At 64.4% G+C, this 21989-nt stretch carries 27 protein-coding genes and 2 pseudogenes; 20 read left to right on the top strand and 9 right to left on the bottom strand.

Features of this window, described 5'->3' with window-relative positions:
- Genes fliS through ACQVLG_RS00775 form a run of 5 tightly spaced genes read left to right on the top strand, consistent with a single transcriptional unit; the run spans window position 1 to window position 3058 of the window.
- The gene (fliS, locus tag ACQVLG_RS00755; protein ID WP_230539662.1) at window positions 1–447 is read left to right on the top strand and encodes a flagellar export chaperone FliS; all 447 of its coding nucleotides are present in this window, start codon (window positions 1–3) and stop codon (window positions 445–447) included.
- A 3-nt stretch (window positions 448–450) separates the two neighbouring features.
- Complete coding sequence (locus ACQVLG_RS00760) at window positions 451–777, top strand: flagellar protein FliT (protein WP_230539663.1); 327 nt, start codon at window positions 451–453, stop codon at window positions 775–777.
- Between the two features lie 17 nt (window positions 778–794).
- Window positions 795–1967 (top strand): flagellar hook-length control protein FliK, encoded by a 1173-nt coding sequence (locus ACQVLG_RS00765; RefSeq protein ID WP_474292440.1) that lies wholly within the window; start codon window positions 795–797, stop codon window positions 1965–1967.
- On the top strand, window positions 1960–2286 hold the full coding sequence (locus ACQVLG_RS00770) for an EscU/YscU/HrcU family type III secretion system export apparatus switch protein (RefSeq protein ID WP_034787205.1): 327 nt from the start codon (window positions 1960–1962) through the stop codon (window positions 2284–2286). The genes ACQVLG_RS00765 and ACQVLG_RS00770 overlap by 8 nt, the downstream gene beginning before the upstream one ends.
- A gap of 25 nt (window positions 2287–2311) precedes the next feature.
- A complete protein-coding gene (locus ACQVLG_RS00775) occupies window positions 2312–3058 on the top strand; it encodes a flagellar brake protein (protein WP_230539665.1) in 747 nt (248 codons plus the stop codon).
- A 58-nt stretch (window positions 3059–3116) separates the two neighbouring features.
- Here ACQVLG_RS00775 and fliE read toward each other — a convergent pair whose 3' ends face one another.
- Window positions 3117–3419 carry a flagellar hook-basal body complex protein FliE gene (fliE, locus tag ACQVLG_RS00780; RefSeq protein ID WP_474295863.1) on the bottom strand — a complete coding sequence of 101 codons (303 nt, stop codon included), beginning with the start codon at window positions 3417–3419 and terminating at the stop codon, window positions 3117–3119.
- Between fliE and ACQVLG_RS00785 the strand changes: the two genes are divergently transcribed.
- The 14 genes and pseudogenes from ACQVLG_RS00785 (at window position 3316) to fliR (ending at window position 15107) form a co-directional block, all read left to right on the top strand.
- Window positions 3316–3672 (top strand): hypothetical protein, encoded by a 357-nt coding sequence (locus ACQVLG_RS00785; protein WP_474295915.1) that lies wholly within the window; start codon window positions 3316–3318, stop codon window positions 3670–3672. The genes fliE and ACQVLG_RS00785 overlap by 104 nt on opposite strands.
- An 86-nt stretch (window positions 3673–3758) precedes the next feature.
- The gene (gene fliF, locus ACQVLG_RS00790) at window positions 3759–5474 is read left to right on the top strand and encodes a flagellar basal-body MS-ring/collar protein FliF (protein WP_474292442.1); all 1716 of its coding nucleotides are present in this window, start codon (window positions 3759–3761) and stop codon (window positions 5472–5474) included.
- Complete coding sequence (fliG, locus tag ACQVLG_RS00795) at window positions 5467–6465, top strand: flagellar motor switch protein FliG (RefSeq protein ID WP_034787109.1); 999 nt, start codon at window positions 5467–5469, stop codon at window positions 6463–6465. The genes fliF and fliG overlap by 8 nt, the downstream gene beginning before the upstream one ends.
- 43 nt (window positions 6466–6508) lie before the next feature.
- Complete coding sequence (locus ACQVLG_RS00800) at window positions 6509–7210, top strand: flagellar assembly protein FliH (protein ID WP_230539977.1); 702 nt, start codon at window positions 6509–6511, stop codon at window positions 7208–7210.
- Between the two features lie 89 nt (window positions 7211–7299).
- A complete protein-coding gene (fliI, locus tag ACQVLG_RS00805) occupies window positions 7300–8616 on the top strand; it encodes a flagellar protein export ATPase FliI (RefSeq protein ID WP_474295865.1) in 1317 nt (438 codons plus the stop codon).
- Window positions 8617–8648: 32 nt separating this feature from the next.
- Window positions 8649–9089: a flagellar export protein FliJ gene (gene fliJ, locus ACQVLG_RS00810; RefSeq protein ID WP_230539667.1), complete on the top strand. Its 441-nt coding sequence runs from the start codon at window positions 8649–8651 to the stop codon at window positions 9087–9089.
- A 19-nt stretch (window positions 9090–9108) separates the two neighbouring features.
- The gene (locus tag ACQVLG_RS00815) at window positions 9109–10389 is read left to right on the top strand and encodes a flagellar hook-length control protein FliK (protein ID WP_474292445.1); all 1281 of its coding nucleotides are present in this window, start codon (window positions 9109–9111) and stop codon (window positions 10387–10389) included.
- A 186-nt stretch (window positions 10390–10575) separates the two neighbouring features.
- Window positions 10576–11088: a flagellar basal body-associated protein FliL gene (gene fliL / locus ACQVLG_RS00820; protein WP_230539669.1), complete on the top strand. Its 513-nt coding sequence runs from the start codon at window positions 10576–10578 to the stop codon at window positions 11086–11088.
- A 6-nt stretch (window positions 11089–11094) separates the two neighbouring features.
- Window positions 11095–12081, top strand: a complete 987-nt coding sequence (gene fliM / locus ACQVLG_RS00825) for a flagellar motor switch protein FliM (RefSeq protein WP_230539670.1) — start codon at window positions 11095–11097, stop codon at window positions 12079–12081.
- 51 nt (window positions 12082–12132) lie between these two features.
- Window positions 12133–12567 (top strand): flagellar motor switch protein FliN, encoded by a 435-nt coding sequence (fliN, locus tag ACQVLG_RS00830; protein WP_034754038.1) that lies wholly within the window; start codon window positions 12133–12135, stop codon window positions 12565–12567.
- Window positions 12564–13151, top strand: coding sequence for a flagellar biosynthetic protein FliO (fliO, locus tag ACQVLG_RS00835; RefSeq protein ID WP_474292447.1), 588 nt, complete (start codon window positions 12564–12566; stop codon window positions 13149–13151). Before fliN ends, fliO begins: the two co-directional genes overlap by 4 nt.
- Before the next feature lie 7 nt (window positions 13152–13158).
- Complete coding sequence (gene fliP / locus ACQVLG_RS00840) at window positions 13159–13944, top strand: flagellar type III secretion system pore protein FliP (RefSeq protein ID WP_230539672.1); 786 nt, start codon at window positions 13159–13161, stop codon at window positions 13942–13944.
- Window positions 13945–13953: 9 nt separating this feature from the next.
- Entirely contained in the window at window positions 13954–14223 is a 270-nt protein-coding gene (fliQ, locus tag ACQVLG_RS00845; RefSeq protein WP_035821365.1) for a flagellar biosynthesis protein FliQ, read from the top strand.
- 22 nt (window positions 14224–14245) lie between these two features.
- A pseudogene (gene fliR, locus ACQVLG_RS00850) lies at window positions 14246–15107 on the top strand (flagellar biosynthetic protein FliR).
- Here the strand turns inward: fliR and ACQVLG_RS00855 are convergent.
- A complete protein-coding gene (locus ACQVLG_RS00855; RefSeq protein WP_474292450.1) occupies window positions 15108–15758 on the bottom strand; it encodes a LysE/ArgO family amino acid transporter in 651 nt (216 codons plus the stop codon).
- A 73-nt stretch (window positions 15759–15831) separates the two neighbouring features.
- On the opposite strand from ACQVLG_RS00855, the gene ACQVLG_RS00860 reads away from it, so the two are divergent.
- Window positions 15832–16734, top strand: coding sequence for a LysR family transcriptional regulator ArgP (locus ACQVLG_RS00860; protein ID WP_474292451.1), 903 nt, complete (start codon window positions 15832–15834; stop codon window positions 16732–16734).
- Between the two features lie 9 nt (window positions 16735–16743).
- On the opposite strand, the pseudogene ACQVLG_RS00865 reads toward ACQVLG_RS00860, so the two are convergent.
- The 7 genes and pseudogenes from ACQVLG_RS00865 to flgK all read right to left on the bottom strand — a co-directional run bounded on the left by ACQVLG_RS00865 (window position 16744) and on the right by flgK (window position 21927).
- Window positions 16744–18007: pseudogene (locus ACQVLG_RS00865) on the bottom strand (MFS transporter).
- A gap of 48 nt (window positions 18008–18055) precedes the next feature.
- On the bottom strand, window positions 18056–18499 hold the full coding sequence (locus ACQVLG_RS00870; protein WP_230539677.1) for a MarR family winged helix-turn-helix transcriptional regulator: 444 nt from the start codon (window positions 18497–18499) through the stop codon (window positions 18056–18058).
- A gap of 167 nt (window positions 18500–18666) precedes the next feature.
- Window positions 18667–18894, bottom strand: a complete 228-nt coding sequence (locus ACQVLG_RS00875) for a hypothetical protein (RefSeq protein WP_474292453.1) — start codon at window positions 18892–18894, stop codon at window positions 18667–18669.
- Window positions 18895–18944: 50 nt separating this feature from the next.
- Window positions 18945–19910 carry a flagellar hook-associated protein FlgL gene (flgL, locus tag ACQVLG_RS00880; RefSeq protein WP_474292454.1) on the bottom strand — a complete coding sequence of 322 codons (966 nt, stop codon included), beginning with the start codon at window positions 19908–19910 and terminating at the stop codon, window positions 18945–18947.
- Window positions 19911–19961: 51 nt separating this feature from the next.
- Window positions 19962–20447, bottom strand: a complete 486-nt coding sequence (locus ACQVLG_RS00885) for a flagellar basal body rod C-terminal domain-containing protein (RefSeq protein ID WP_474292455.1) — start codon at window positions 20445–20447, stop codon at window positions 19962–19964.
- 23 nt (window positions 20448–20470) lie between these two features.
- On the bottom strand, window positions 20471–20977 hold the full coding sequence (locus ACQVLG_RS00890) for a hypothetical protein (RefSeq protein ID WP_474292456.1): 507 nt from the start codon (window positions 20975–20977) through the stop codon (window positions 20471–20473).
- On the bottom strand, window positions 20974–21927 hold the full coding sequence (gene flgK / locus ACQVLG_RS00895; protein WP_474292457.1) for a flagellar hook-associated protein FlgK: 954 nt from the start codon (window positions 21925–21927) through the stop codon (window positions 20974–20976). The genes ACQVLG_RS00890 and flgK overlap by 4 nt, the downstream gene beginning before the upstream one ends.
- Window positions 21928–21989: the final 62 nt, after the last annotated feature.

Consider the following 21989-nt stretch of genomic DNA (forward strand, 5'->3'; position numbering starts at 1 on the left):
ATGTTTGGAACCCAACAACGCGGCGTCAACGCCTATGCCAAGGTCGGCCTGGAAACGGGCATAGGCTCGGCCTCGCCGCACAAGCTGATCGTGATGCTGTACGACGGCGCCCTGGTGGCCGTGCTCAGCGCGCAGATGCACATGAAATCGGGCAATATTCCAGAAAAAGGCAAGTCCATCTCGAAAGCCATCCAGATCATCGACAATGGCTTGCGCGCCAGCCTGAACAAGGAGGCCGGCGGCCAGATCGCCGAAGGCCTCGACGCCCTGTATGAATACATGAGCGCGCGCCTGCTGACGGCCAACCTGAACAACGACGTCACCCTGCTGGAAGAAGTACAGCGCCTGCTCACCGACCTGCGCGAAACCTGGAACGCCATTGGTTCCACGCCCGCCGCCATCCCCGGCGCCGATCTGAAACGTATGCCCAGCCTTGCGAGCGCCTGACCCATGATGACGAATCAAGAAGTCCTGACCACCTACGAAGCCATGCAGACCCTGACGGGCCAGATGGTGACCGCCGCCACCAACGCCGATTGGGACGCACTGGAAGTGCTGGAACAGCGCATCAGCGCGCATGTGGCAGCGTTGAAGGCGAATGAAGCAAAAGTCGTGCTGGAGACCTCCGGCCGCCAGCGCAAGGTCGCCCTGATCAAGCAGATCCTGGAAGACGACCGCAAGATCCGCGACCTGACCATGCCGTGGATGGCACAATTGTCCAAGCTGATCAACAGCACCGGCACGGAGCGGCGCCTGGCCAACGCCTACGGCGCGTAAGCGCGCGCGGGGGCGCCATGTTGCCGAAGATGGATGCCATCGGCATGACGCCCCTGACCCCGGTCAAGGTTACGCGGGCGGCCGATGCCGTCGCCGACCCGCGCCAGGCCGAGTTCCAGCGCTCGCTGCAAGGACTGATCGGCAAATCCCTGCAGGGTCAGGTACTGGCCCGCATGGGCGATGGCAGCTATCTGGTGCGTGTGGCCGGCACGCCGGCCCGCATGCAGCTGCCCGCCGGCGCCCAGCCGGGCACGGAAATCCCGCTGACCTTGATCGGCATCAATCCCCGCCCTTCTTTTCAAATCGGCAATAATCGTGACCAGGCCGCCAGCCCCCAGCTGACGTATGCGGACGCGGAAGCCGAGCCCGAGGCTGCCGACCTGCGCGGCCCCCAGGCCGGCACGCGCGCCAGCAGCACGGCCGCCACCCTGCTCAGCCGCGCACCCCTGACACCCGCCAATCTGCTGCCCGCCCTGGCAGGCGACACGCCCGCGCCCGAGCTGAGCACCACCGCGCGCGCCATCAGCACTGTGCTGAGCCAGGCGGAAAGCGTGCCCGGTGCGCCCCTGGCCCTGGTCGGCAAGACGCCGCTGATGGCCACGCCGGGCGCCAATCCCGCCCAGGTAGCCCAGAACCTGCGCGACGCCGTCGGCAGCAGCGGCCTGTTCTATGAATCGCATGTGGCCGAATGGGCCGAAGGCAAGCGTCCGCTCGCGTCGCTGCTGCTGGAGCCGCAAATGCAGAAGGCCCAGCCAGGAGAAACGCTCAGGACGGGCACCGACCTGGCCTCGGCACAACTGATCAATTTGCAGCTGCACACCCACGAACAGGCGCGCGTGCAGTGGCAGGGCGAAGCCTGGCCCGGCCAGAAGATGCAGTGGGATATCAGCCGCGATGCGCCGGAAAGCCAGCAGCACGAGGGGCGCGACGGCGACGAGGAAGCGACGGCCTGGCGCAGCAATGTGCGCTTCCAGTTTCCCCTGCTGGGCGACCTGGCCGCGCACGTGGTCTTGCAGGGCGGCCGGGTGGCCATCCAGATGCAGGCCGGCAGCGAAGGCAGCGCCGCCACCCTGCGCCAGCATGCGGCACGGCTGGAAGCGGCGCTGGAAGCGGCTGGCTGGCCCTTGGCGTCGCTGACGATCACCGGCAAGCAGGACGCTGCCGAGCCGGTGGAAGCCGATGATGCTTGACGATACCAGGCGCAAGGTGCCGCAGACGGCCGTCGCGCTCGCCTACCAGAGCGGCACGCCGGCGCCCAAGGTGGTGGCCAAGGGTAGCGGCCTGATCGCGGACCAGATCATCAGCACGGCGCGCGAACACGGCGTCTTCGTGCATGAATCGAAGGAATTGGTGGCCTTGCTGATGGATGTCGACCTGGACCGCCAGATTCCGCCGGGCCTGTATCGGGCGATTGCGGAACTGCTGGCCTGGTTATATCATATTGAATCTGCGAATGGCGGGCCGATCCCGCCGCCGCCCGACACCAGCGTCAACCTCACCGATACATAGACAGGCATCAATGCAAGCACATATTATGGATTCCGGCCTCGAAAACTGGCATGATTTTGAAGTGGAATCGCGGCGGGAAATCATCGCCTTGCTGCGCAGCATCAGCGAAAAGAACCAGCTGATCCGCATGCTGATCCACGGTGAATCCGATGTGTGCGTCACTTCCATCCTGGATGTCGATGCCGACCGCAATACCGTCATCCTCGACCGTTCCGTGAACGCCGACCAGAACCGGCGCATGGTGGCCGCCACGGGCATTTCGTTTGAAACCTCGCTCGACAAGATCCGCATCCTGTTTGCCAGCGCCCTCGTGGAAGAGTGCAGCTACGGCGGCACGCCCGCCCTGAAAATTGCCATTCCAGAAACATTAATCCGCTTGCAGCGGCGCGAGTACTACCGCATGACGACGCCCGTAAGCAATCCCGTGCGCGTGGCGATTCCCCTGCCGCCCTCGCTGGGCGGCGCCGACACCCTGTTCCCGCTGGCCGACATCAGCTGCGGCGGCATCGCCATCCTCGACAATAAACTGATGCTGGGCGAAACCATCGGCAGGGACTACCCAGGCTGCCGCATCGACTTGCCCGACGTCGGCATCGTCACCGCGACTTTGCAAATTCGCAATTCGCTGGACATGACCTTGCTGAACAACAAGCTGAACCGCCGCCTCGGCTGCCAGTTCGTCGACCTGCCGCGCAGCATGCTGGCGCACGTGCAGCGCTATATCACGCGGCTGGAGCGTGAGCGCAATGCCAGGATGGCAGGGTTGGGCTGATCATAGATAACCCAAAACGAAGACTGGGGTCGGACCTTGCGCTTGGGGTTATCATAAGTTACACCTGCATATTCATGATCTCGTGATACGCCGACACTAATTTATTGCGCACCTGCACCGTCGCCTGGAATTCGATGCTCGACTTTTGCATCGATACCATCACGTCCGACAGGCTGACCTTTTCGTCGCCCATGGTAAAGCGCTGGCCCAGCGCCGACGAGGCCTTTTGCGCGCCGCTCACGGAATCGAGCGCGCTCTTGAAGGCATCGGCAAAATTCACCTTCGCCGCCGGAGCCTCGGTCTGGATCGCCGGTATTTTCGCCTCCGGCCGCGTGGCCGCCGACTTCAGTTGCGCGATCATCGCCTCGATCCTGCTGCTATCGATACCGCCTGTTTTCACTTTGCCTCCCGATTCTGGTCTGCTGCATAACTGTTCCTTGCCTGTTGCACCCAGAGAACAAAACCCTGGCTTGCAAGGCAACGACGGGTACAATAACTTCCGTCACATGTTGCCAGGGTTCCACAATACCAGCGCCAACGCCAGCCGCTCGGCCGAGCAGGCGGCAAAAGCGCCTTCTATTTGGACGATTGAAGCGCGTGACAGTGGCGGATAATTCTGCATATCGCCCCCTCCTCCTGAGGAAGCGGCCCCCACGCACCACCCAATACCCGTAAATAACACGCGCCCTGGAAGGCAATCATGGCTGTAGCCGAAGAAATCGATGTGAACCGCATACCGCCGGAACCGGCGCCTGCCCGCTCGCCCGTGGAATCCGTGCAAGCCTTCGCCAAGACGCCGATGGGCAAGAATTTCCTGCGCGGCCTGGGCGTGGCGGCACTGGTCGCCATCGGCGTGGCCCTCTACATGTGGAACCAGCCGCCCGAATACAAGGTCCTGTTCTCCAACTACACGGACCGCGACGGCGGCGCCATCACCGCCTCGCTGGACCAGCTGGGCATCAAGCATAAGTTTTCCGAAGGCGGAGGCGCCATTCTCGTGCCGACCGAGCAAGTCCACGACGCCCGCCTGAAGCTGGCCGCGCAAGGCTTGCCGAAAGGCGGCAACGTGGGCTTCGAGCTGATGGAAAACCAGAAGCTGGGCGTGTCGCAATTCCTGGAACAAGTCAATTTCCAGCGCGCACTGGAAGGCGAACTGGCGAAATCGATCGAATCGGTGTCCGCCGTCGACACGGCGCGCGTCCACCTGGCCCTGCCCAAACCGTCCGTCTTCGTGCGCGACCAGCAAAAACCCACGGCTTCCGTGCTGCTGAACCTGCACCCGGGCCGCGGCCTCGACCAATTGCAGGTCAGCGCCATCGTGCACCTGGTGGCGTCCAGCGTGCCGGAGTTGCTGCCGATCAATGTCACCGTGGTCGACCAGGCCGGCAACCTGCTGTCGAACCAGGAAAAGGACAAGGACCGCGCCAACGGCATCAAGAGCCTGGACCCGAACCAGCTGAAGTACGTGCAGCAATTGCAGCAAAGCGTGATCAAGCAGGTCGAATCGATCTTGCTGCCCATCGTCGGCGAAGGCAATGTGCGCGCCGAAGCGACGGCCGATGTTGATTTTTCGCAAAGCGAGCAGGCGGCCGAAACCTACAAGCCGAACTCGCCGCCGGAAGCGTCCACCATCCGCAGCCAGCAGACGAGCGAATCGACGGGCGCCGGCAATGCCAACCCGTCCGGCGTGCCGGGCGCGCTGTCGAACCAGCCGCCTGGCGTGGCCACGGCGCCGCTGACGGCCGAGGCACCGGGCGCTCCGGCTGGCGCGCCGACGGCGCCGACACAGAAGGAATCGACGACGAATTATGAAGTCGACAAGACCGTGCGCTACGAGCAGAAATCCATGGGCGGCCTGCGCCGCCTGTCGGTGGCCGTCGTCGTCAACTACCGCCGCAGCATCGGCAAGGATGGCAAGGTCACGGTCACGCCGATTTCGCCTGCCGAAATGGTGCAGATCAATAACCTGGTCAAGGAAGCGATGGGCTACAACAAGGAGCGCGGCGACAGCTTCAGCGTGGCCAACTCGCCGTTCGACGGCATCGACCGCGCGCCGGAAGGCAAGCTGGAGTGGTGGCGCGACCCGGCCAACTTGCCGCTGGCCAAGGAATTGGCGAAATTCCTCATCACGGCCCTGATCCTGCTGTATATCTTCATCAAGATCGTGCGCCCGATGCTGCGCCCCGTGATGCGCAAGATCGACGATTTCGGCGCCCCGCCGCCCGTGATCGAGCCGGAACTGCCGAAGACGGACGAAGAAAACGAAGTCCTGCTCAGCGAAGCCGAGCTGGAAGAACTGGAAGAAGACACGGCCCGCGGCTACCGCGAAAACCTGGCCATGGCCAGGAAACTGGCGCAGGAAGACCCGCGCGTGGTGGCCAACGTAATCAAAGCATGGATAGGCAATAATGACTGAGACAACGGGACTGCAAAAAGCATCGATCCTGATGCTGGCACTGGGCGAGAGCGAAGCGGCCGAGGTCATGAAATTCCTCGGCCCGCGCGAAGTGCTGAAACTGGGCGCCGCCATGGCCACCATGAAGGGCATCGCGCACGAACAGGTGGTCGAGGTGCTCGACGACTTCCGCGCGCAGACGGAACTCAATTCCACCGTCGGCCTCGATTCGGACGAATACATCCGGCAAGTGCTGACCAAGGCGCTGGGCGACGACAAGGCGTCCGTACTGCTGTCGCGCATCCTGGGCGGCAAGGACGCGTCCGGCATCGAATCGCTGAAATGGATGGATTCGCAATCCGTGTCCGAGCTGATCCGCAACGAACACCCGCAGATCATCGCCACCATCCTGGTCCACCTGGAACGCGACCAGGCGTGCGAAATCCTCGGCCATTTCACGGACCGCCTTCGCAACGACGTGGTGCTGCGCATCGCCACCCTGGACGGCGTGCAGCCGGCCGCCTTGCGCGAACTCAACGATGTGTTGACGAAACTGCTGTCCGGTAACGAAAACATCAAGAAATCGTCGCTGGGCGGCGTGCGCGCGGCGGCCGAGATCCTGAACTTCATGAGCGGCGAGCAAGAAGGCTCCGTCATGGACAATATCAAGAACTACGACAATGACATGGCGCAAAAGATCATGGACGAAATGTTCGTGTTCGACAACGTCATCGATATCGACGACCGCGGCATCCAGCTGCTGCTGCGCGAAGTGCAGTCGGAAATGCTGATCATCGCCCTGAAAGGCGCTTCGCAGGAGCTGCGCGACAAGATCTTCAAGAACATGTCGCAGCGTGCCGGCGAGATGATGCGCGAGGACCTGGAATCGAAAGGCCCCGTGCGCCTGTCGGAAGTGGAATCGCAGCAGAAGCAGATCCTGCAGATCGTGCGCCGCCTGGCGGACGAAGGGCAGATTGTCCTAGGCGGAAAAGGCGAGGATTCGTTTGTCTAATCTGATTCCCAAAGAGCAACAAACCGCCTACCAGCGCTGGGAAATGACCTCGTTTGGCGACGAGCGCCCCAGCGTGGTGGCGGCGCGCAAGCTGCTCGAACCGGATCCCGAACCGGAAATCGACCCATTTGCCGAGCTGCACGAGGAGGAGCTGGCCCCGCCGCTCGAATACCCGACGCAGGAAGAACTCGACGCCATCCGCGAGGAAGCGCGCGCCACGGCCTTCGACGAGGGCCGCGCGGCCGGCTATGCGGAAGGCCACGCGGCCGGGCATGCCGATGGCCATGCGCAATCGTATGCGGAAGGCAAGGCTGCCTCCGCCGTGGAACTGGCGCACCTGCAAACCATCGCCGTCGACTTCGGCACGGCCGTGCAGCAGGCCGACGAGCTGATCGCCAACGACGTCATGGAACTGGCCCTGCAACTGGCCAAGGGCATGCTGAAGACGGCCTTGCCCGTGCGCCCCGAACTGATGCTGCCGATGGTGCGCGAAGCCATCGAATACTTGCCCGTACTACAACAACCTGCCTTGCTGATGCTCAACCCCGAAGACGCGCAAGTGGTACGCGACGGCATCGGCGATGAACTCGACAAGGGTGGCTGGCGCGTCATCGAAGACCCGTCCGTGGAACGCGGCGGTTGCAAGATCGACACGGCCAGCAACCAGATCGACGCCCAGGCGTCCACGCGCTGGCAGCGCCTGACGCATGCGCTGGGCAAGGACCTGGACTGGCTGGCGCCGTGAGCGAGCCCGTCAAAGGCCCCACCGCCCATGCGGCGCGCTGGCGCGCCTACCTGAGCGACTGCACGGCCGTGGTCGGCTTTGTGGAGCCGATGCAGATTTCGGGCCGGGTCACGCGCGTGGCCGGCCTGGTGATGGAAGCGGTGGGCCTGCGCCTGGCCGTGGGCGCCGCCTGCACCGTACCGCTGCCGAATGGCGGCCGGGTCGAGGCGGAAGTCGTGGGTTTTGAAGGCGACCGCCTGTTCCTCATGCCGCAAAGCGACGTCGAGGGCATCGTGCCCGGCACGCGCGTATTTTCCGTCGAACCGGCCATCCCCCGCCCCGGCAGCGTGGCGCACCCGCGCCGCCGCCCCAGCGACCGCGCGCGCCACCTGCCCGTCGGCCCGCAACTGCTGGGCCGCGTGCTCGACGGCGCGGGCCGGCCGCTCGACCAACTGGGCCCGCTGCACACGACCGACAGCGCGCCCATCAACGTGCGCCCCGCCAATCCCCTGGGCCGCGCGCCCATCGTCGATACGCTCGACGTGGGCGTGCGCTCGATCAATGCCATGCTGACCGTGGGCCGTGGCCAGCGCATGGGCCTGTTCGCCGGTTCCGGCGTCGGTAAAAGCGTGCTGCTGGGCATGATGGCCCGTTACACGGAAGCGGACGTGATCGTCGTCGGCCTGATCGGCGAACGGGGCCGCGAAGTCAAGGAATTCATCGAGCAGATTCTCGGTGCCGACGGCCTGGCCCGTTCCGTCGTCGTCGCCGCGCCGGCCGACACGCCGCCGCTGATGCGCCTGCAAGGGGCCGCGTATGCGACGGCGATTGCCGAACATTTCCGCGACCAGGGGCAAAACGTACTCTTGATCATGGATTCGCTGACCCGCTACGCCATGGCGCAGCGCGAAATCGCCCTGGCCATCGGCGAGCCGCCCGCCACCAAGGGCTATCCGCCATCCGTCTTCGCCAAGCTGCCCGTGCTGGTGGAGCGGGCCGGCAATGGCGAGGAAGGCGGCGGCTCGATCACCGCCTTCTACACCGTGCTGACCGAGGGTGACGACCAGCAAGACCCGATCGCCGACTCGGCGCGCGCCATCCTGGACGGGCATATCGTGCTGAACCGCCGCCTGGCCGAAGCGGGCCATTATCCCGCCATCGACATCGAGCAATCGATTTCGCGCGCCGCCCACTCGATCACCACGCATGAACACCAGCAGCAGGCGCGCAAGCTGAAACAGCTGTATTCGCGCTACGAGCGCAGCCGCGACCTGATCAGCGTGGGCGCCTACAGCGCCGGCACCGACCCCGTGCTGGACCAGGCCATCGCCCTGCACGAAAAGATCGAAGCGTTTTTGCAGCAGCAAATCACGGAGCGGGTCAGCATGGACGAGAGCTTGGGGCAACTTACCGCTCTATTCGACTGATTAGGGCTTGCACAGCGGGAATATAATCAGCCATGGCTTCTCCTTCCCAACTTGCAACCCTGATCGACCTCGCCCAGCGCGAAACGGACGATTGCGCCAAGCGCCTGGGCGCGGCCCTGAAAGCGCTCGACGATTGCCGCCAGAAGCTCGACATGCTGTCCGGCTACCGCGACGACTATGCCAAGCGCTTCGAGACGAGCATGAGCAGCGGCATCACGCCCATGGCCTACCGCAACTTCCAGGCCTTCATGGTCAAGCTCGACAGCGCCATCCTGGGCCAGCAGCAAGTGGTCGAGCATGCGCAAGCGCGCAGCGAGAATGAAAAGATGCGCTGGCAGCTGGCCGAACGCAAGCGCATGTCGTACACCACCCTGAACAACCGGGCGCAGGAACAGGCGCTGAAGCTGGAAAACAAGCGCGACCAGAAAGCAATGGATGAGCACGCGGCGCGACAAGCCTATTACAAACGCTAAGCAACACTGAGGCAGCATCATGCAAACCCAGCCAACCCCGATTTCCCAGATCGTCTCGCCGAACGCCACGCCGAGCGCCGCCAACCGCAGCCAGCCGTCCACCGGCGGCACGGCGGGCGACTTCCAGCGCACCCTGAACCGCCAGATCGAACAGCGCCAGGCCAGCCGCGCCATGGAGCAAGCTCAAGCACCCGCACCGGCGGCCCGCCCAGCCAGCCCTGCCGCCACGCCGTCCCCCGCGCCCCAGGCGCCCGCCAGCGAAGCGAAGCCGGCGCAAGCGGGCACCGAACCGGCGGCCGGCAGCGAGCAGCCGCCCGCCCCGGTTGCCGAGGCGGCCAAACCAGCCAATGGCGATGCTTCCAGCACCGCGGCCGAGGCCAGCGTGCCCGCCGAAACCGCACCGCCAGCCGATCCGGCCGCCGACATGCTGGCCCTGGTAGGCAGCATCCAGCTGGCCATCCAGCCGCCGGCAGCCAAGGCCGTGCCGGAACAGCCCGCGCGCGCCGGCATCAAGGCCGATGCCAAGGGCCTGGCCACGGGGCCATTGCTGGCAGCCGGCCAGGGCAGCGGCAAGGCAGCCGCCGCCACGCCAGCGGACAGCGGCGACTTTGCCGCCAGCCTGGGCCAGGCCCAGGGCAAGGCAGTTGCCGGCAGCAGCCAGCCAGGCGCCAGCTTGCCAAGCGGCAAGGCCGAGGCAGGAAAACTGGCCATCGATGCCCAGTTGGCCGCCACCGCCAAGGCCGGCGCCGCCGTGGCCGAACCGATTCTCAAGGAAACGCCTGCCGACCTGAGCCGCCTGGCGGCCCAGTTGCAGCCGGGCGCACTGCAGCAGGCTGCCGCCGCCGTGGCCGTGCCGGCCGACAAGCTGACGGGCCGGGTCGGCACGCCGGCCTGGGACCAGCAGCTGGGGCAGAAAGTCGTGTGGATGGCGGCCGGTGGCGACCAGAGCGCCACCCTGACCCTGAATCCGCCCGACCTGGGCCCGGTGCAAGTGGTCCTGACCGTCACCAATGACCAGGCCGATGCCGCCTTCATGTCGGCCCAGCCCGAAGTACGGCAGGCGCTGGAAGCGGCCATGCCGCGCCTGCGCGAAATGATGAGTGAAGCGGGCATCGCCTTCGGCAGCGCCACCGTCTCGGCCGGCACGCCGGAACAGCAAAACCAGGGCGAGCGTGCCGCCTCTGGCGAGCGCCGCGGCAGTGGCCAGGGCGGCGGCGCAGCGGGTGGCGAAATCGCCATCGCGCCGGCGACCGGCACACGCGGGCGGCCCAGCCTGAGTGCCGTGGATACCTTTGCCTGAGGATAATTCGTCGTCCGCCAGCCGCTGGCGCGCCCCAAGGCGTAACTTTTCGTCTAAAAACAGCGAGTTGAGGGCGCTTCCGCCCTCTTTTCACTGCATCCTTCTGCGCAGAATTTGCCGATAATGACATAATGGCGTCGTGATCCACTTCCATGCACTCGAGTACCATTGAAAGCAAATCCAAAAATGAAAGCAGATCCGAAAGCAGATGCAGGCCTGGCCCCGGCCGGCGCCTCGAAAAAGAAGCTTCTGATCATCGTGCTGGCCTCGGTGCTGGTGGCTGGCGGCGTCGGTGGCGGTGCCGCCTGGTATTTCCTGCATGGCAAGGCCGATAAGGAAGAAGCGGCGCCCAGCAAGAAAAAACATGCCGCTTCCAAGGCAGGTCCGCCCGTTTTCGTGCCCATCGATGCCTTCACCGTCAACTTGCAGCCGGAAAATGGCGAGCAATACCTGCAAATCGCGTTTACCTTGCAGGCCAGCAGCCCGGAAGAAATGGACTTGATCAAGGTCAACATGCCGAAAGTGCGCAGCCGCTTGCTGCTGCTGCTGTCGGGCAAGAAAGCATCCGAACTCAATACCGTGGAAGGCAAGCAGCAACTGGCGGCCGAAATCATCAATCAGGTGAACCAGCCGTTCGAGGACAAAGGGCCGGAGCAGGACGTGACGGACGTATTATTTACCGCATTCATCATTCAATAAGCAGCCATGGCCGATAATTTCCTCTCCCAGGAAGAAGTCGATGCCCTTCTGAAGGGCGTCAACGGAGACCAGGACGACGCGCAGGCGCCGGAAGATGTCACGGGAGTTCGTACCTACAACCTGGCAACCCAGGAGCGCATCGTGCGCGGCCGGATGCCAACGTTGGAAATTATCAACGAGCGTTTCGCCCGCCTGCTGCGCGTGGGCCTGTTCAACTTCCTGCGCCGCAGCGCGGAAGTGTCGGTGGGCTCCGTGCGCGTGTCGAAATACAGCGAGTTCATCCGTAACCTGGTGGTGCCCACCAATCTGAACCTGGTGCACATGAAGCCGCTGCGCGGCACGGCCCTGATGGTCTTCGATCCGGGCCTCGTCTTCTTGCTGGTCGACAATCTGTTCGGCGGCGACGGACGTTTTCATACGCGCGTCGAGGGGCGCGACTTTACGCAGACGGAGCAGCGCATCATCCTGCGCATCCTCGACATCGTCTTCGAAGCCTATACCAAGTCGTGGGAGCCGGTCTTCCCCGTCGAGTTCGAATATATCCGTTCAGAAATGAACACGCAATTCGCCAACATCGCCACGCCGAACGAAGTGGTGGTGGCGTCCACGTTTACGGTGGAACTGGGCTCCGTTTCCGGGCAAATCCACTTCTGCATGCCGTATTCGATGATCGAGCCGATCCGCGACTCGCTGACCTCGAGCCTGCAGGGCGAGGCGCTGGAAGTGGACAAGCGCTGGATCCGCCTGATGACGCAGCAGATCCAGATCGCCGAAGTCGAGCTGGTGGCGTCGCTGGGCACGGCGCGCGTGTCGTTCGACGAGATTCTGAACATGAAGGTGGGCGACATCATCCCGCTGAATATTCCCGAACTGATCGCCGCCACCGTCGACGGCGTGCCCGTCATGGATTGCACGTATGGCGTGTTGAACGGACAATATGCGCTGAAGGTTGAAAAGTTATTGGCCAATTCCGATAACATGAGTAATCACTAAATAAATATCCGGGTCGCGTTGCGGCCCGCATCTGTACAACAGGAGAAACACATGTCTGACAACCAAGACGACCAAAGCGCGGAAGACGATTGGGGCGCGGCCATTGCCGAGCAGGCCAAGGCGGAAGCGGAAGCGCTGCAGAACCAGGCCGCCAATACGGCCAGCGCGGCCAGCGCCGCCGTGTTCAAGGACTTTTCCAAGCAGGCTTCGAAGTCGGAAACGCACAACGATATCGATTTCATCCTCGATATCCCCGTGCAGCTGACGGTCGAACTGGGCCGCACCAAGATCGCCATCAAGAACCTGCTGCAGCTGGCACAGGGTTCCGTGGTCGAGCTCGACGGCCTGGCCGGCGAACCGATGGACGTGCTGGTCAACGGCTGCCTGATCGCCCAGGGCGAAGTGGTGGTGGTGAATGACAAGTTCGGCATCCGCCTGACCGACATCATCACGCCTTCCGAACGCATCCGAAAACTCAATAAATGAAGCCTGGCCTGTTGATTTCCACCGTGCTGCCGCTCCTGGCGGCATGCAGCATTGCCCACGCGGAACCGGCAGCCGCGTCGGCGCCGGCGGCCAGCGCCGCCAGCGCCAGCGCGCCGGGCGAGGTTGCTGTTGATAAAGCTGCGGCTGTGCCCGCCGCTGCCGAGACGGCCCCCGCGCCTGCCGCCGCCCTGCCCGCCATGCCGCCCGGCGCCCCGATGACGATGGCGCCGACAAGCTCGGCCGGCAGCCTGCTGCAAACCATCCTGGCGCTCGTCTTCGTGCTGGCCCTGCTGATCGGCCTGGCCTGGTTCATGAAGCGCTATGGCCCGAAAGTGATGGGCGGCAACAGCAAGATGCGCGTCGTCAGCTCGCTCAACCTGGGCGGACGCGAACGCATCGTCCTCGTCGAAGTGGCCGACCAGTGGATCGTCGTCGGCGCCTCGCCCGGCAGGATCAATGCGCTGGCCACCATGCCGCGCCAGGAAGGCGAGTTGCCGCAACTGGCCACGGCGCAAAACGGCCCCGCGGCCGCCAATTTTTCCGAATGGCTGAAACAGACCATCGAAAAACGCAATGGGAAATAAGCAGGCAATGAAGCACGTGACGCGGACGCAAGCGCAGGTATTGAGCAATATCAAGACTCCCCTGACCTGGCTGCTGGCGGCAGCCGCCCTGGCCTTGCCGCTGTGGGCACTGGCCCAGCCGGGCATCCCCGCCTTCAGCAGCACGCCGGCGCCGGGCGGCGGCCAGAATTACTCGTTGCCGGTGCAGACGCTCATCCTGATGACGTCGCTCACCTTCCTGCCGGCGGCCTTGCTGATGATGACCTGCTTTACGCGCATCATCATCGTGCTGTCGCTGCTGCGCCAGGCCATCGGCACGCAATCGGCGCCGCCGAACCAGGTGCTGGTGGGCCTGGCCCTGTTTTTGACCCTGTTCGTCATGGGCCCCGTGTTCGACAAGATCTATACGGATGCGTATCAACCGTATCAGGAAAACAAGATCACCATGCAGCAGGCGATGGACAAGGGCGTCGATCCCCTGAAAACCTTCATGCTCAAGCAGACGCGCCAGGCCGACCTGGCCCTGTTCGCCAAGATGTCGCGCTCGCCGGCCCTGCAAGGCCCGGAAGACGTGCCGCTGCGCATCCTCGTGCCCGCCTTCGTCACCAGCGAGCTGAAAACGGCGTTCCAGATCGGCTTTGCCATCTTCATCCCGTTCCTGATCATCGACATGGTGGTCGCCAGCGTGCTGATGTCGATGGGTATGATGATGATGTCGCCGGCGACCATCTCGCTGCCGTTCAAGCTGATGCTGTTCGTGCTCGTCGATGGCTGGCAGTTGCTGCTGGGCTCGCTGTCACAGAGTTTTTACTAGGGGAAATAAATGACACCCGAAAGCGTCATGACCCTGGGCCGCCATGCGATGGAAATCACCCTGATGGTGGCCGCGCCCATGCTGCTGGTCGCCCTCATCATCGGCTTGATCGTGAGTATTTTCCAGGCGGCCACGCAGATCAACGAGGCGACCCTGTCCTTCATCCCCAAGCTGGTCGGCATTTTCGTCGCCCTCGTCGTGGCCGGCCCGTGGATGCTGTCCGTCATGCTCGACTATATGCGCCAGGTATTTACCGGCATTCCGAACCTGGTCGGCTAGGCATGGGGCCGCGGCATACGCCATGCTGACCCTGTCGAGCATCGAACTGAACACGTGGATCGCAGCACTGCTGTGGCCGCTTAGCCGCATCCTCGGCCTGATCGCGGCCGCCCCCCTGTTCGGCAACGCGTCCGTGCCGGCCACCGTCAAGGTGACCCTGGGCGCCCTGCTGGCCATGATCATCGCCCCCACCGTGCCGGCCTTGCCTGCCGTCAACCCGATGTCCTTGCCCGGCTTGCTGATCCTCACGCAAGAGATGGGTGGGCCTGGCCATGGGCTTTTCCATCCGCATCGTGTTTTCCGCCATCGAAATGGCCGGCGAGATCAGCAGCCTGACCATGGGCCTGGGCTTCGCCTCGTTCTTCGACCCGCAAACCAAGGGCAGGTCGTCCGCCATCAGCCAGTTCCTCGTCATGCTGGCCACGTTGATGTTTCTCACAGTCAATGGCCACCTGGTCTTGCTGGCGGCGCTGGCGGAAAGCTTCATCAGCCTGCCGATTTCATCGAGTCCCATCAGCGGCGGCGGTTTCCAGCAACTGGCCGCCTGGGGCGGGGAAATCTTCCGTTCCGGCCTGCAGATTTCGCTGCCCATCATCGCCGCCTTGCTGCTGACCAACGTGGCGCTGGGCATCTTGACGCGGGCCGCGCCGCAGCTGAACATCTTCGGTATCGGTTTTCCCGTCACCCTGGGCGTGGGCTTGCTGGTAATCAGCATGGTCCTGCCCTACCTGGCCACGCCCTTCCAGAACATGTTCCTGCGCGGCATAGAAACGGCGCGGCTGCTGCCGCGCGGCTTTGCCACGCGCGACCGGCCGCCGCCGCCCGCGCCGCCGAATCCCCTGCGCCCTGCGACACCGGCCAAACCGCTGCCGCCCGCGCCCTGATCAGGGCTGCCAGCCCAGTGCGTGGCGCAACAACAGCGCCGACAGCACGAACATGGTGACGCCGATCAAGCCATCGAGCACTTGCCAGGCGCGGGGCCGCGCAAACCATGGCGCCAGCCAGCGCGCGCCATAGCCCAGACAAGCAAACCACAGCAGACTGGCCGCGCTGGCGCCAGCAATAAACCAGCCGCGCAACGCGCCCGGTTGCTGCGCGCCAATACTTCCCACCAGCAATACCGTATCCAGATACACATGCGGGTTGAGCAAGGTAAACGCGGCCGCCTGGGCCAGCACGGCAACCAGTCCCAGTCCGCCCCCGCCCTCGGCGGCGCGCAACTGCTGCGGCCGGCGGGCGCGCCGCAGGGCTTGCCAACCGTAGATGGCCAGGAACACGGCACCGCCCAGCGCCAGCGCGCTGGCCAGCAAGGGGCGCTGCCCCAACGCATGGGCCATGCCCAGCACCCCGGCGCCGATCAGCGCCGCATCGGCCAGGGCGCAAAACAGCACGATGGCGCCCACATGTTCGCGGCGCAAGCCTTGCCGCAAGACAAAGGCATTTTGCGAGCCGATGGCGACGATGAGTCCCAGGCCCAGGGTCAAGCCCTGGAGAAAGATGGAAAAAGCGTATGGAGTCGTGGCGGAGAGTGTCATGCACGCATCTTGCCTGCCCGATAAAATGAAGGCAAACTATCTTTTCTGTTGCCAGTTAAGGAAAACTTCATCCATGCTCGACTATGCATCGCTCAGCGCCCTGGCTGCCGTGATCCGCGAAGGCAGTTTCGAGCGCGCGGCGCGCGCCTTGCACGTGACGCCATCGGCCATTTCGCAGCGCATCCGCCTGCTGGAAGAGCGCGTCGGCTGCGCGCTGGTGATACGCGACCAGCCCTGCCGCGCCACGGACACGGGCCGGCGCCTGTGCCGGCACGTGGACCAGGTGCAGCTGCTGGAACAGGATTTGCAGGGCGCCTTGCCGGCGCTGGCGCAGACAGCACTGGGCGTGCCGCGCGCCAGCGTGCCCGTCGCCGTGAATGCGGACAGCCTGGCCACCTGGCTGGCGCCCGCCATCGCCGCCTTCGGGGCCGCCCACCCGGTGCTGCTGCAAGTGGCCGTCGACGACCAGGACCACACGGCCGAATGGCTGCGCAGCGGCGCCGTGCTGGCCGCCGTCAGCGCCACGGCCCGGCCCGCATCGGGCTGCAACAGCCGCCCGCTGGGCGCCATGCGCTACCTGGCGGCCGCCAGTCCCGCCTTCCTGCAGCGGTATTTTGCCCAGGGCGTCGGTGCCGCCAGCCTGGCCTTGGCGCCCAGCCTCGTCTTCAATGCCAAGGACGAGCTGCAATCGCGCTGGGTGCGGCGCCTGTGCCACCGGCACGTGGAGCTGCCGCGCCATGCCCTGCCTTCTTCGCATGCCTTCGTCACGGCCGCCCTGGCCGGCATGGGCTGGGGCTTGCATCCGCAGGCGCTGATCCAGCCCCATCTTGATACGGGCGCGCTGCTCGAGCTGCTGCCGGATACGCCCCTCGATGTGCCGCTGCACTGGCACACGGCACGCGCCGCCTCCGGCCTGCTCGACGGCTTGAGCGCGGCCATCCTGGCCGCCGCCCGCACGGCCCTGCTGCCGCCCTGAGGACTGGCGTCAGGACTGGTCGCTGCTGAACGCGAAACGCCAGCGCCGCAGGTCGGCATTCAAACGCAACTGCTGATGCTTGACCAGGTAGCGCACGCCGACCAGCGCTGCCGCCAGGCCCGACAGCGCGGCGATACCCAGCGCCCAGCGCGGGCCGAAGGTGTCGGCCACCCAGCCCACGACGGGCGCGCCCAGCGGCGTGCCGCCGGCCGAGATGGCCAGCACGATGGCCATGACCCGGCCCCCCGCATGGCGGGCGCCGTCGACAGTTGCACGCTGCTGTTGACGCTGGTGGTAAAGGTTTGCGCAGCGATGCCGATGACCACCAGCATCATGCCGAACAGCCAGTAATTGGGCATCACGGCGGCCAGCGCGCAGGCCAGGCCGAACAGCGCCGCCGCTCCCAGCAGCAAGGCCAGCGTCGGCTGGCCCCGCCCCGCCGCCAGCAGGGCACCGGCCACGGAACCGCACGCCATGATGGAGCTGAGCACGCCATACTGGCTGGCGCCCGCATGGAAGGCCGTCACCGACATGGTCGAGAGGAAAATCGGGAAGTTCAGGCCGAAAGTGCCGATCAGGAACAGCATCAGCAAAATAGCCATCAGGTCGGGCCGCTGGCGCACATAGCGGAAACCCTCGCCCAGGCTGGCCCGGCTGGCCTTGACGCGCGGCGCGCGGCGCAGCAATTCCACGCGCAGCAGCAACAGCGAACCGATCACGGCGGCAAAACTGACGGCGTTGATGATGAAGAGACCCAGCCGCTGCCGACGCTGCTGATGAGTAATCCGGCCACGGCAGGGCCCAGCATGCGCGCCGCATTGAACGAGGTGGAATTGAGGGCCACGGCGTTGGTCAAATCTTCCTCGCCGACGATGTCGGCCACGAAAGTCTGGCGCACGGGCGCATCGAAGGCCGTCACGCAGCCCAGCAGGAAAGCAAACACATACACATGCCACAGTTGCACTAGCCCGCTGATGCACAAGATCCCGAGTCCCAGCGCCAGCAAGCCCATGGCCGCCTGCGTGCACAACAACAATTTCCTGCGATCGAGCAAGTCGGCCGCCATGCCCGTCAGGGGCAGCAACAGCAGTTGCGGGCCGAATTGCAAGGCCATGACGATGCCGACGGCGCTGGCATTGTGCTGCGTCAATTCGCTCAGCACCAGCCAATCCTGCGCCGTGCGCTGCATCCACGTGCCGATATTCGACACGAGGGCACCGCCGGCCCAGATACGGTAATTGGGATTGCGTAACGAACGGAATGTGTTGTTCATCTGGGCGTGCGGGCTCCTTGCCGGGGTCGTGGTGGAAAATTCAGCGGATCACTCCGCCAAGCGTTTGAGTAAGGCCACCGCTTTGTCCAGCTCGGTGACTTCGGCCGGCGTGAGCCGGGTTTCGATGGTGCGCGCCAGCCAGTCTTCGCGCGCGGCGCGGCTGGCCGCGATCCACGCGCGGCAACTGTCCGTCAGGGTCAATAGCGTTTGCCGGCCGTCGAGCGGATCGGGCGAACCCGTCACCATCCGCGCTGCCGTCAAGGCTTGCACGGTGGCGGCCATCGACTGGGGCCGCATGCCTTCGGCGCGCGCCAAGCTGCTGGCCGTGGCCGGGCCGTCGCGCTCAAGACGGCTGAGTACGGATGCCTGCGACATGCTGACGTCGCCCAGGTGCGCTTCCTCGCGCAGGCGGCGGCGCAGTTTGCCGACCAGGATGCGCAATTCACCGGCCAGTTGCAGAACTTGTTCGTGGTCTTCTTGCGGGGTGGTCATGGTAGCCGTGTGGTGGATCAACGGCCCCTACTATAACAGATATGCAGGTAGACTGCACAGTTTGCCTGCATATATTGTCAAGATGGCCATCTTGCGGACGCAAAAAAGCCGGGGCGGGAGATATCCTCCCTGCCCCGGCTTGCCGGTCAGCCCGCGATGCGGACCGCCTAGCTGATGTAATTGAACAGCGACAGGCCCGAGATCGAGGTAAAGGATTTCTGCGCCGCCTGCAGGGTGATCTGCTGCTGGCTGAACTGGGAAATCGCCTTCACCATGTCCAGGTCCTGCAAGCCCGACAGGGTGCTCGCATATTGCAGGTCGAGGTCGTCGCCGGCGCTGTCGAGCGTGTCGAGTTCCTTCAGGCGCGAACCGACTTCCGCGCGCACGGACAGCACATTGTCATAGGCCGTGTCGAGAATATCGTGCGCCGTGTTCAGGCTGGCCGTCAGGCGCGCCTGCCCTGCGTCGCCCGAGGCCGGCTGGCCCAGCGCGCGCCGATCAGGTTGGTAATCGTGGTAAAGATCGATTCCTTGCCGCTAGGCTCCAGGGTAAACTTGTCCAGGTCAGCCGGCTTGCCCGCCACATTGACTTGCTGGCCGTCAAAGTTGATGGCATCGCCCGATTTATAGGCCACCGGCACGGCGGGATTCGGGATGGTCTGGCCCAGGGTCACGTCCGTCACGGTATAGGTCGTTTTGGCATCCGTGCCCGTGCCCGTCACCTGGAAGTCGATCGAGTACTTATGCCCCGTCAACTTGGTAGGATCGGTGACGGTGCCGCCGGAAATAATGCCGGCGCCGCCGCGCGTGAAGTTGCCCGGATCGGCGGCCGTGGTGAACTTGCCGTTGCCCGTCAAATTGTTCTCGAACACGGTCGCGCCCGAGTCGCTGGTGGCCAGGTAGCGGGCCGAACCCACTTGCAGCTCGCGCTGGCCCTGGTCGCCCACGTAGGTGGCGCCGCCCGGCGTCTGGCTGAACGGCTGCGTCGTCGACTTGTAGCCGCCGAACAGATAGCCGCCCGCGTTGTCGGACGTGTTGGCGATGCCCATCAGGTCGGTCAGACGCCCCTTCAGTTCCGTCGCCAGGCTCTGGCGGTCGATATCCTTCAAGGCCGGATTGCCCGCCTTCAGCACCAGGTCCTGCACGTCGGCGATCAGCGAGGTGGTGCTGGCCAGCGCCAGCTCTTCCTGCGACAGGAAATTCTTGGCGTTCGAGCGGTTCGTCACGAATTGCGTATTGATCGATTGCGACTGCGTCACTTCCAGCGCGCGCGCCGAGGCGATCGGGTCGTCGGCCGGCGTCAGGTTGCGGCGATTCGCCGACAGTTGCATCTGGGTACGATTCAACGCGCCCTGCAGATTGTTCAGCTGCGTGCTGCCCGCGTCATAGATCATTTTGGTACTGATGCGCATGATGCTGCCCTTCCTGATGGCGGCGGACGCCAGGCGCCGCCGCTTGAATTATTAACGTCCGAGGCCGATGACCACGTCGAACAGGGTGCTGGCGATCTGCATGACCTTGCCGCAAGCCTGGTAGGCTTGCTGGTAGCGCAGCAGGTTGGCCGCCTCTTCATCGAGGTTGACGCCGGAAACGGCCTGCTGCTGCGTGCTGGTCTGCTGCAGCAAGGCCAGACTGGCCAGGCCACTGACCTGCACTTCGCGCGTCTTGTTGCCGACATAGCTGACGGTTTCCGCGTACGAACCCTGGAACGTGGCCTTGCCGCCGTCGAGAATGTTTTTCGTCTGCAAGCCCGCCAGCAAGGAAGCATTGCGGTTGTCGCCCACGCCGCCCGTGTTCGGCGCGATGGTGAATTTATCGCCCTGCGCCGGCACCCCCGTCATGTTGACGTTGATGCCGCCAAAGCTGAAGCTGTCGCCTTCCGTGTAGGGGATGTTCGCCGTGCCGGCCGGATACGTGGTGGTCGCGCCGTTCAAGCCTTTCACCGTCACGGCCTGGCCCGCGGGGAAGCCCGTCAGCGAGGTGGTCGCTTGTCATAGGTCAAGGTGACTGGCCCCGTCAAGGCGTTGCCCGGCGTTAAATAGGCTTTGTCCACGCTACCGGCACCGAGCTTGCCGCTGCCCGTGTTGCTGACGGGCGCGGCCGTGGTGATCGGCGCGCCGGCAGCCAGCTTGTTGCGGTCGGTAATCGCCACGGCCAGGTCGGCAGCGCCGTGGGCCGTCGGCCTGACCATGAAGTTGTCGCCTTCGGCAGCCGTGCCCGAGATCGAGAAATCCACGCCGTCGATGGTTTGCGGCACCGTTTGCGGATACGGGTTGATGGTCGTTTTCGCGCCGTCGCTCTGGCGCGTCACCACATAGTTCGTGCCGTCGTACTTCACGGCATAGTCGCTGGCCGTCAGCTTGGTCGGATCGCTGACCTTGGCCGACAGCGCGGTCGTGCTGGTCGCGTTGTTGCGGTAATCGGCGCCAATGACGGGGTCGGGCAGCTTGAAGAAGTCGCCCCCCAGGTCGCCATTCAAGTCCTGCCCAGCTTGTGCTGTTCATTGAAGCTGGACGCGAGCGCGATGGCCACCTTGCCCAGCGAATTCTGGATGCGGTCCAGGCTGCCGCTGCGGAATTCCAGCAAGCCGCCCAGCGCGCCGCCGCTCAAGGAACTTTCCGACAGCTTGGTGACGCTGGTGCCCGTCACATAGCCCACGTCCAGGCGGTGCGGGTCCGTCGGCGACGGCGTGACGGCCAGCTCGAAGTTCTTGTCGCCCACCACCAGCGGCTGGCCCGAGCCGATCGAAACGGTAATCGAGTTGCCTGCGCCAGGCTGAACCGTTGCCTTGACGTATTTGTTCAGCTCCGTGATCAGCTGGTCGCGCTGATCCAGCAAATCGTTGGGCTGATTGCTTTCATTCACTGTCAGGTTGGTAATCGAGGTATTCAGGTCCGCGATCTGCTTGGCGTAGGAGTTGATCACCTTCACGTTCGAGGTGATCTGCGAATTGACGCCTTCGCCGATTTCCGTCAGGCGCGCGCTGAGGCCCTGGAAGCGCGCCGTCAGCGAATTGGCGCTCGACAGCAATGCCTGGCGCGACGAGACGGACGAGGGGTTCGAGCTGAAATCCTGCACGCCCTTGAAGAAATCGGCCATCGCCGGCGACAGCCCGGCCGTGGGATCGGCCAGCATATTGTCGATCTGCGTGATCTGCGTGTAATACGCGTCGAGCGAACTGGTGGCCGACTGCGCGGCATTCACCTGGGCCGCCATGAAACCGTCGTACTGGCGCTTGACTTGCGATACCTCAGTACCATTGCCAACGAAGCCATAGCCGGCATTGTTGAACTGCGCCGTCTGCTGCAGCACCACCTGGCGGTTGTAACCGTCCACGTTGGCATTGGTGATGTTATGCCCGGTCGTCGACAGGCCCACCTGCGCTGCAAGCAAACCGCTCTTACCGATGCTGAGTAGATTCGAAGTCATGGTGTCTTATTGGTTACTGTCATGAGTATTAACGGCATCCGCGGACAAAACTTGAAGCGCCC

The organism is Janthinobacterium sp. TPC_1 (genome assembly GCF_056037845.1).

Coding starts and splice junctions, on each gene's coding strand:
- fliM (WP_230539670.1), top strand. CDS start 11,095: ATGGCCGATAATTTCCTCTCCCAGGAAGAAGTCGATGCCCTTCTGAAG.
- fliG (WP_034787109.1), top strand. CDS start 5,467: ATGACTGAGACAACGGGACTGCAAAAAGCATCGATCCTGATGCTGGCA.
- flgK (WP_474292457.1), bottom strand. CDS start 21,927: ATGACTTCGAATCTACTCAGCATCGGTAAGAGCGGTTTGCTTGCAGCG.
- ACQVLG_RS00860 (WP_474292451.1), top strand. CDS start 15,832: ATGCTCGACTATGCATCGCTCAGCGCCCTGGCTGCCGTGATCCGCGAA.
- fliF (WP_474292442.1), top strand. CDS start 3,759: ATGGCTGTAGCCGAAGAAATCGATGTGAACCGCATACCGCCGGAACCG.
- fliI (WP_474295865.1), top strand. CDS start 7,300: ATGCAGATTTCGGGCCGGGTCACGCGCGTGGCCGGCCTGGTGATGGAA.
- ACQVLG_RS00815 (WP_474292445.1), top strand. CDS start 9,109: ATGCAAACCCAGCCAACCCCGATTTCCCAGATCGTCTCGCCGAACGCC.
- fliJ (WP_230539667.1), top strand. CDS start 8,649: ATGGCTTCTCCTTCCCAACTTGCAACCCTGATCGACCTCGCCCAGCGC.
- fliQ (WP_035821365.1), top strand. CDS start 13,954: ATGACACCCGAAAGCGTCATGACCCTGGGCCGCCATGCGATGGAAATC.
- flgL (WP_474292454.1), bottom strand. CDS start 19,910: ATGCGCATCAGTACCAAAATGATCTATGACGCGGGCAGCACGCAGCTG.
- fliN (WP_034754038.1), top strand. CDS start 12,133: ATGTCTGACAACCAAGACGACCAAAGCGCGGAAGACGATTGGGGCGCG.
- ACQVLG_RS00770 (WP_034787205.1), top strand. CDS start 1,960: ATGCTTGACGATACCAGGCGCAAGGTGCCGCAGACGGCCGTCGCGCTC.
- fliS (WP_230539662.1), top strand. CDS start 1: ATGTTTGGAACCCAACAACGCGGCGTCAACGCCTATGCCAAGGTCGGC.
- ACQVLG_RS00855 (WP_474292450.1), bottom strand. CDS start 15,758: ATGACACTCTCCGCCACGACTCCATACGCTTTTTCCATCTTTCTCCAG.
- fliE (WP_474295863.1), bottom strand. CDS start 3,419: ATGATCGCGCAACTGAAGTCGGCGGCCACGCGGCCGGAGGCGAAAATA.
- ACQVLG_RS00765 (WP_474292440.1), top strand. CDS start 795: ATGTTGCCGAAGATGGATGCCATCGGCATGACGCCCCTGACCCCGGTC.
- fliL (WP_230539669.1), top strand. CDS start 10,576: ATGAAAGCAGATCCGAAAGCAGATGCAGGCCTGGCCCCGGCCGGCGCC.
- ACQVLG_RS00760 (WP_230539663.1), top strand. CDS start 451: ATGATGACGAATCAAGAAGTCCTGACCACCTACGAAGCCATGCAGACC.
- ACQVLG_RS00775 (WP_230539665.1), top strand. CDS start 2,312: ATGGATTCCGGCCTCGAAAACTGGCATGATTTTGAAGTGGAATCGCGG.
- ACQVLG_RS00800 (WP_230539977.1), top strand. CDS start 6,509: ATGACCTCGTTTGGCGACGAGCGCCCCAGCGTGGTGGCGGCGCGCAAG.
- ACQVLG_RS00870 (WP_230539677.1), bottom strand. CDS start 18,499: ATGACCACCCCGCAAGAAGACCACGAACAAGTTCTGCAACTGGCCGGT.
- fliO (WP_474292447.1), top strand. CDS start 12,564: ATGAAGCCTGGCCTGTTGATTTCCACCGTGCTGCCGCTCCTGGCGGCA.
- fliP (WP_230539672.1), top strand. CDS start 13,159: ATGAAGCACGTGACGCGGACGCAAGCGCAGGTATTGAGCAATATCAAG.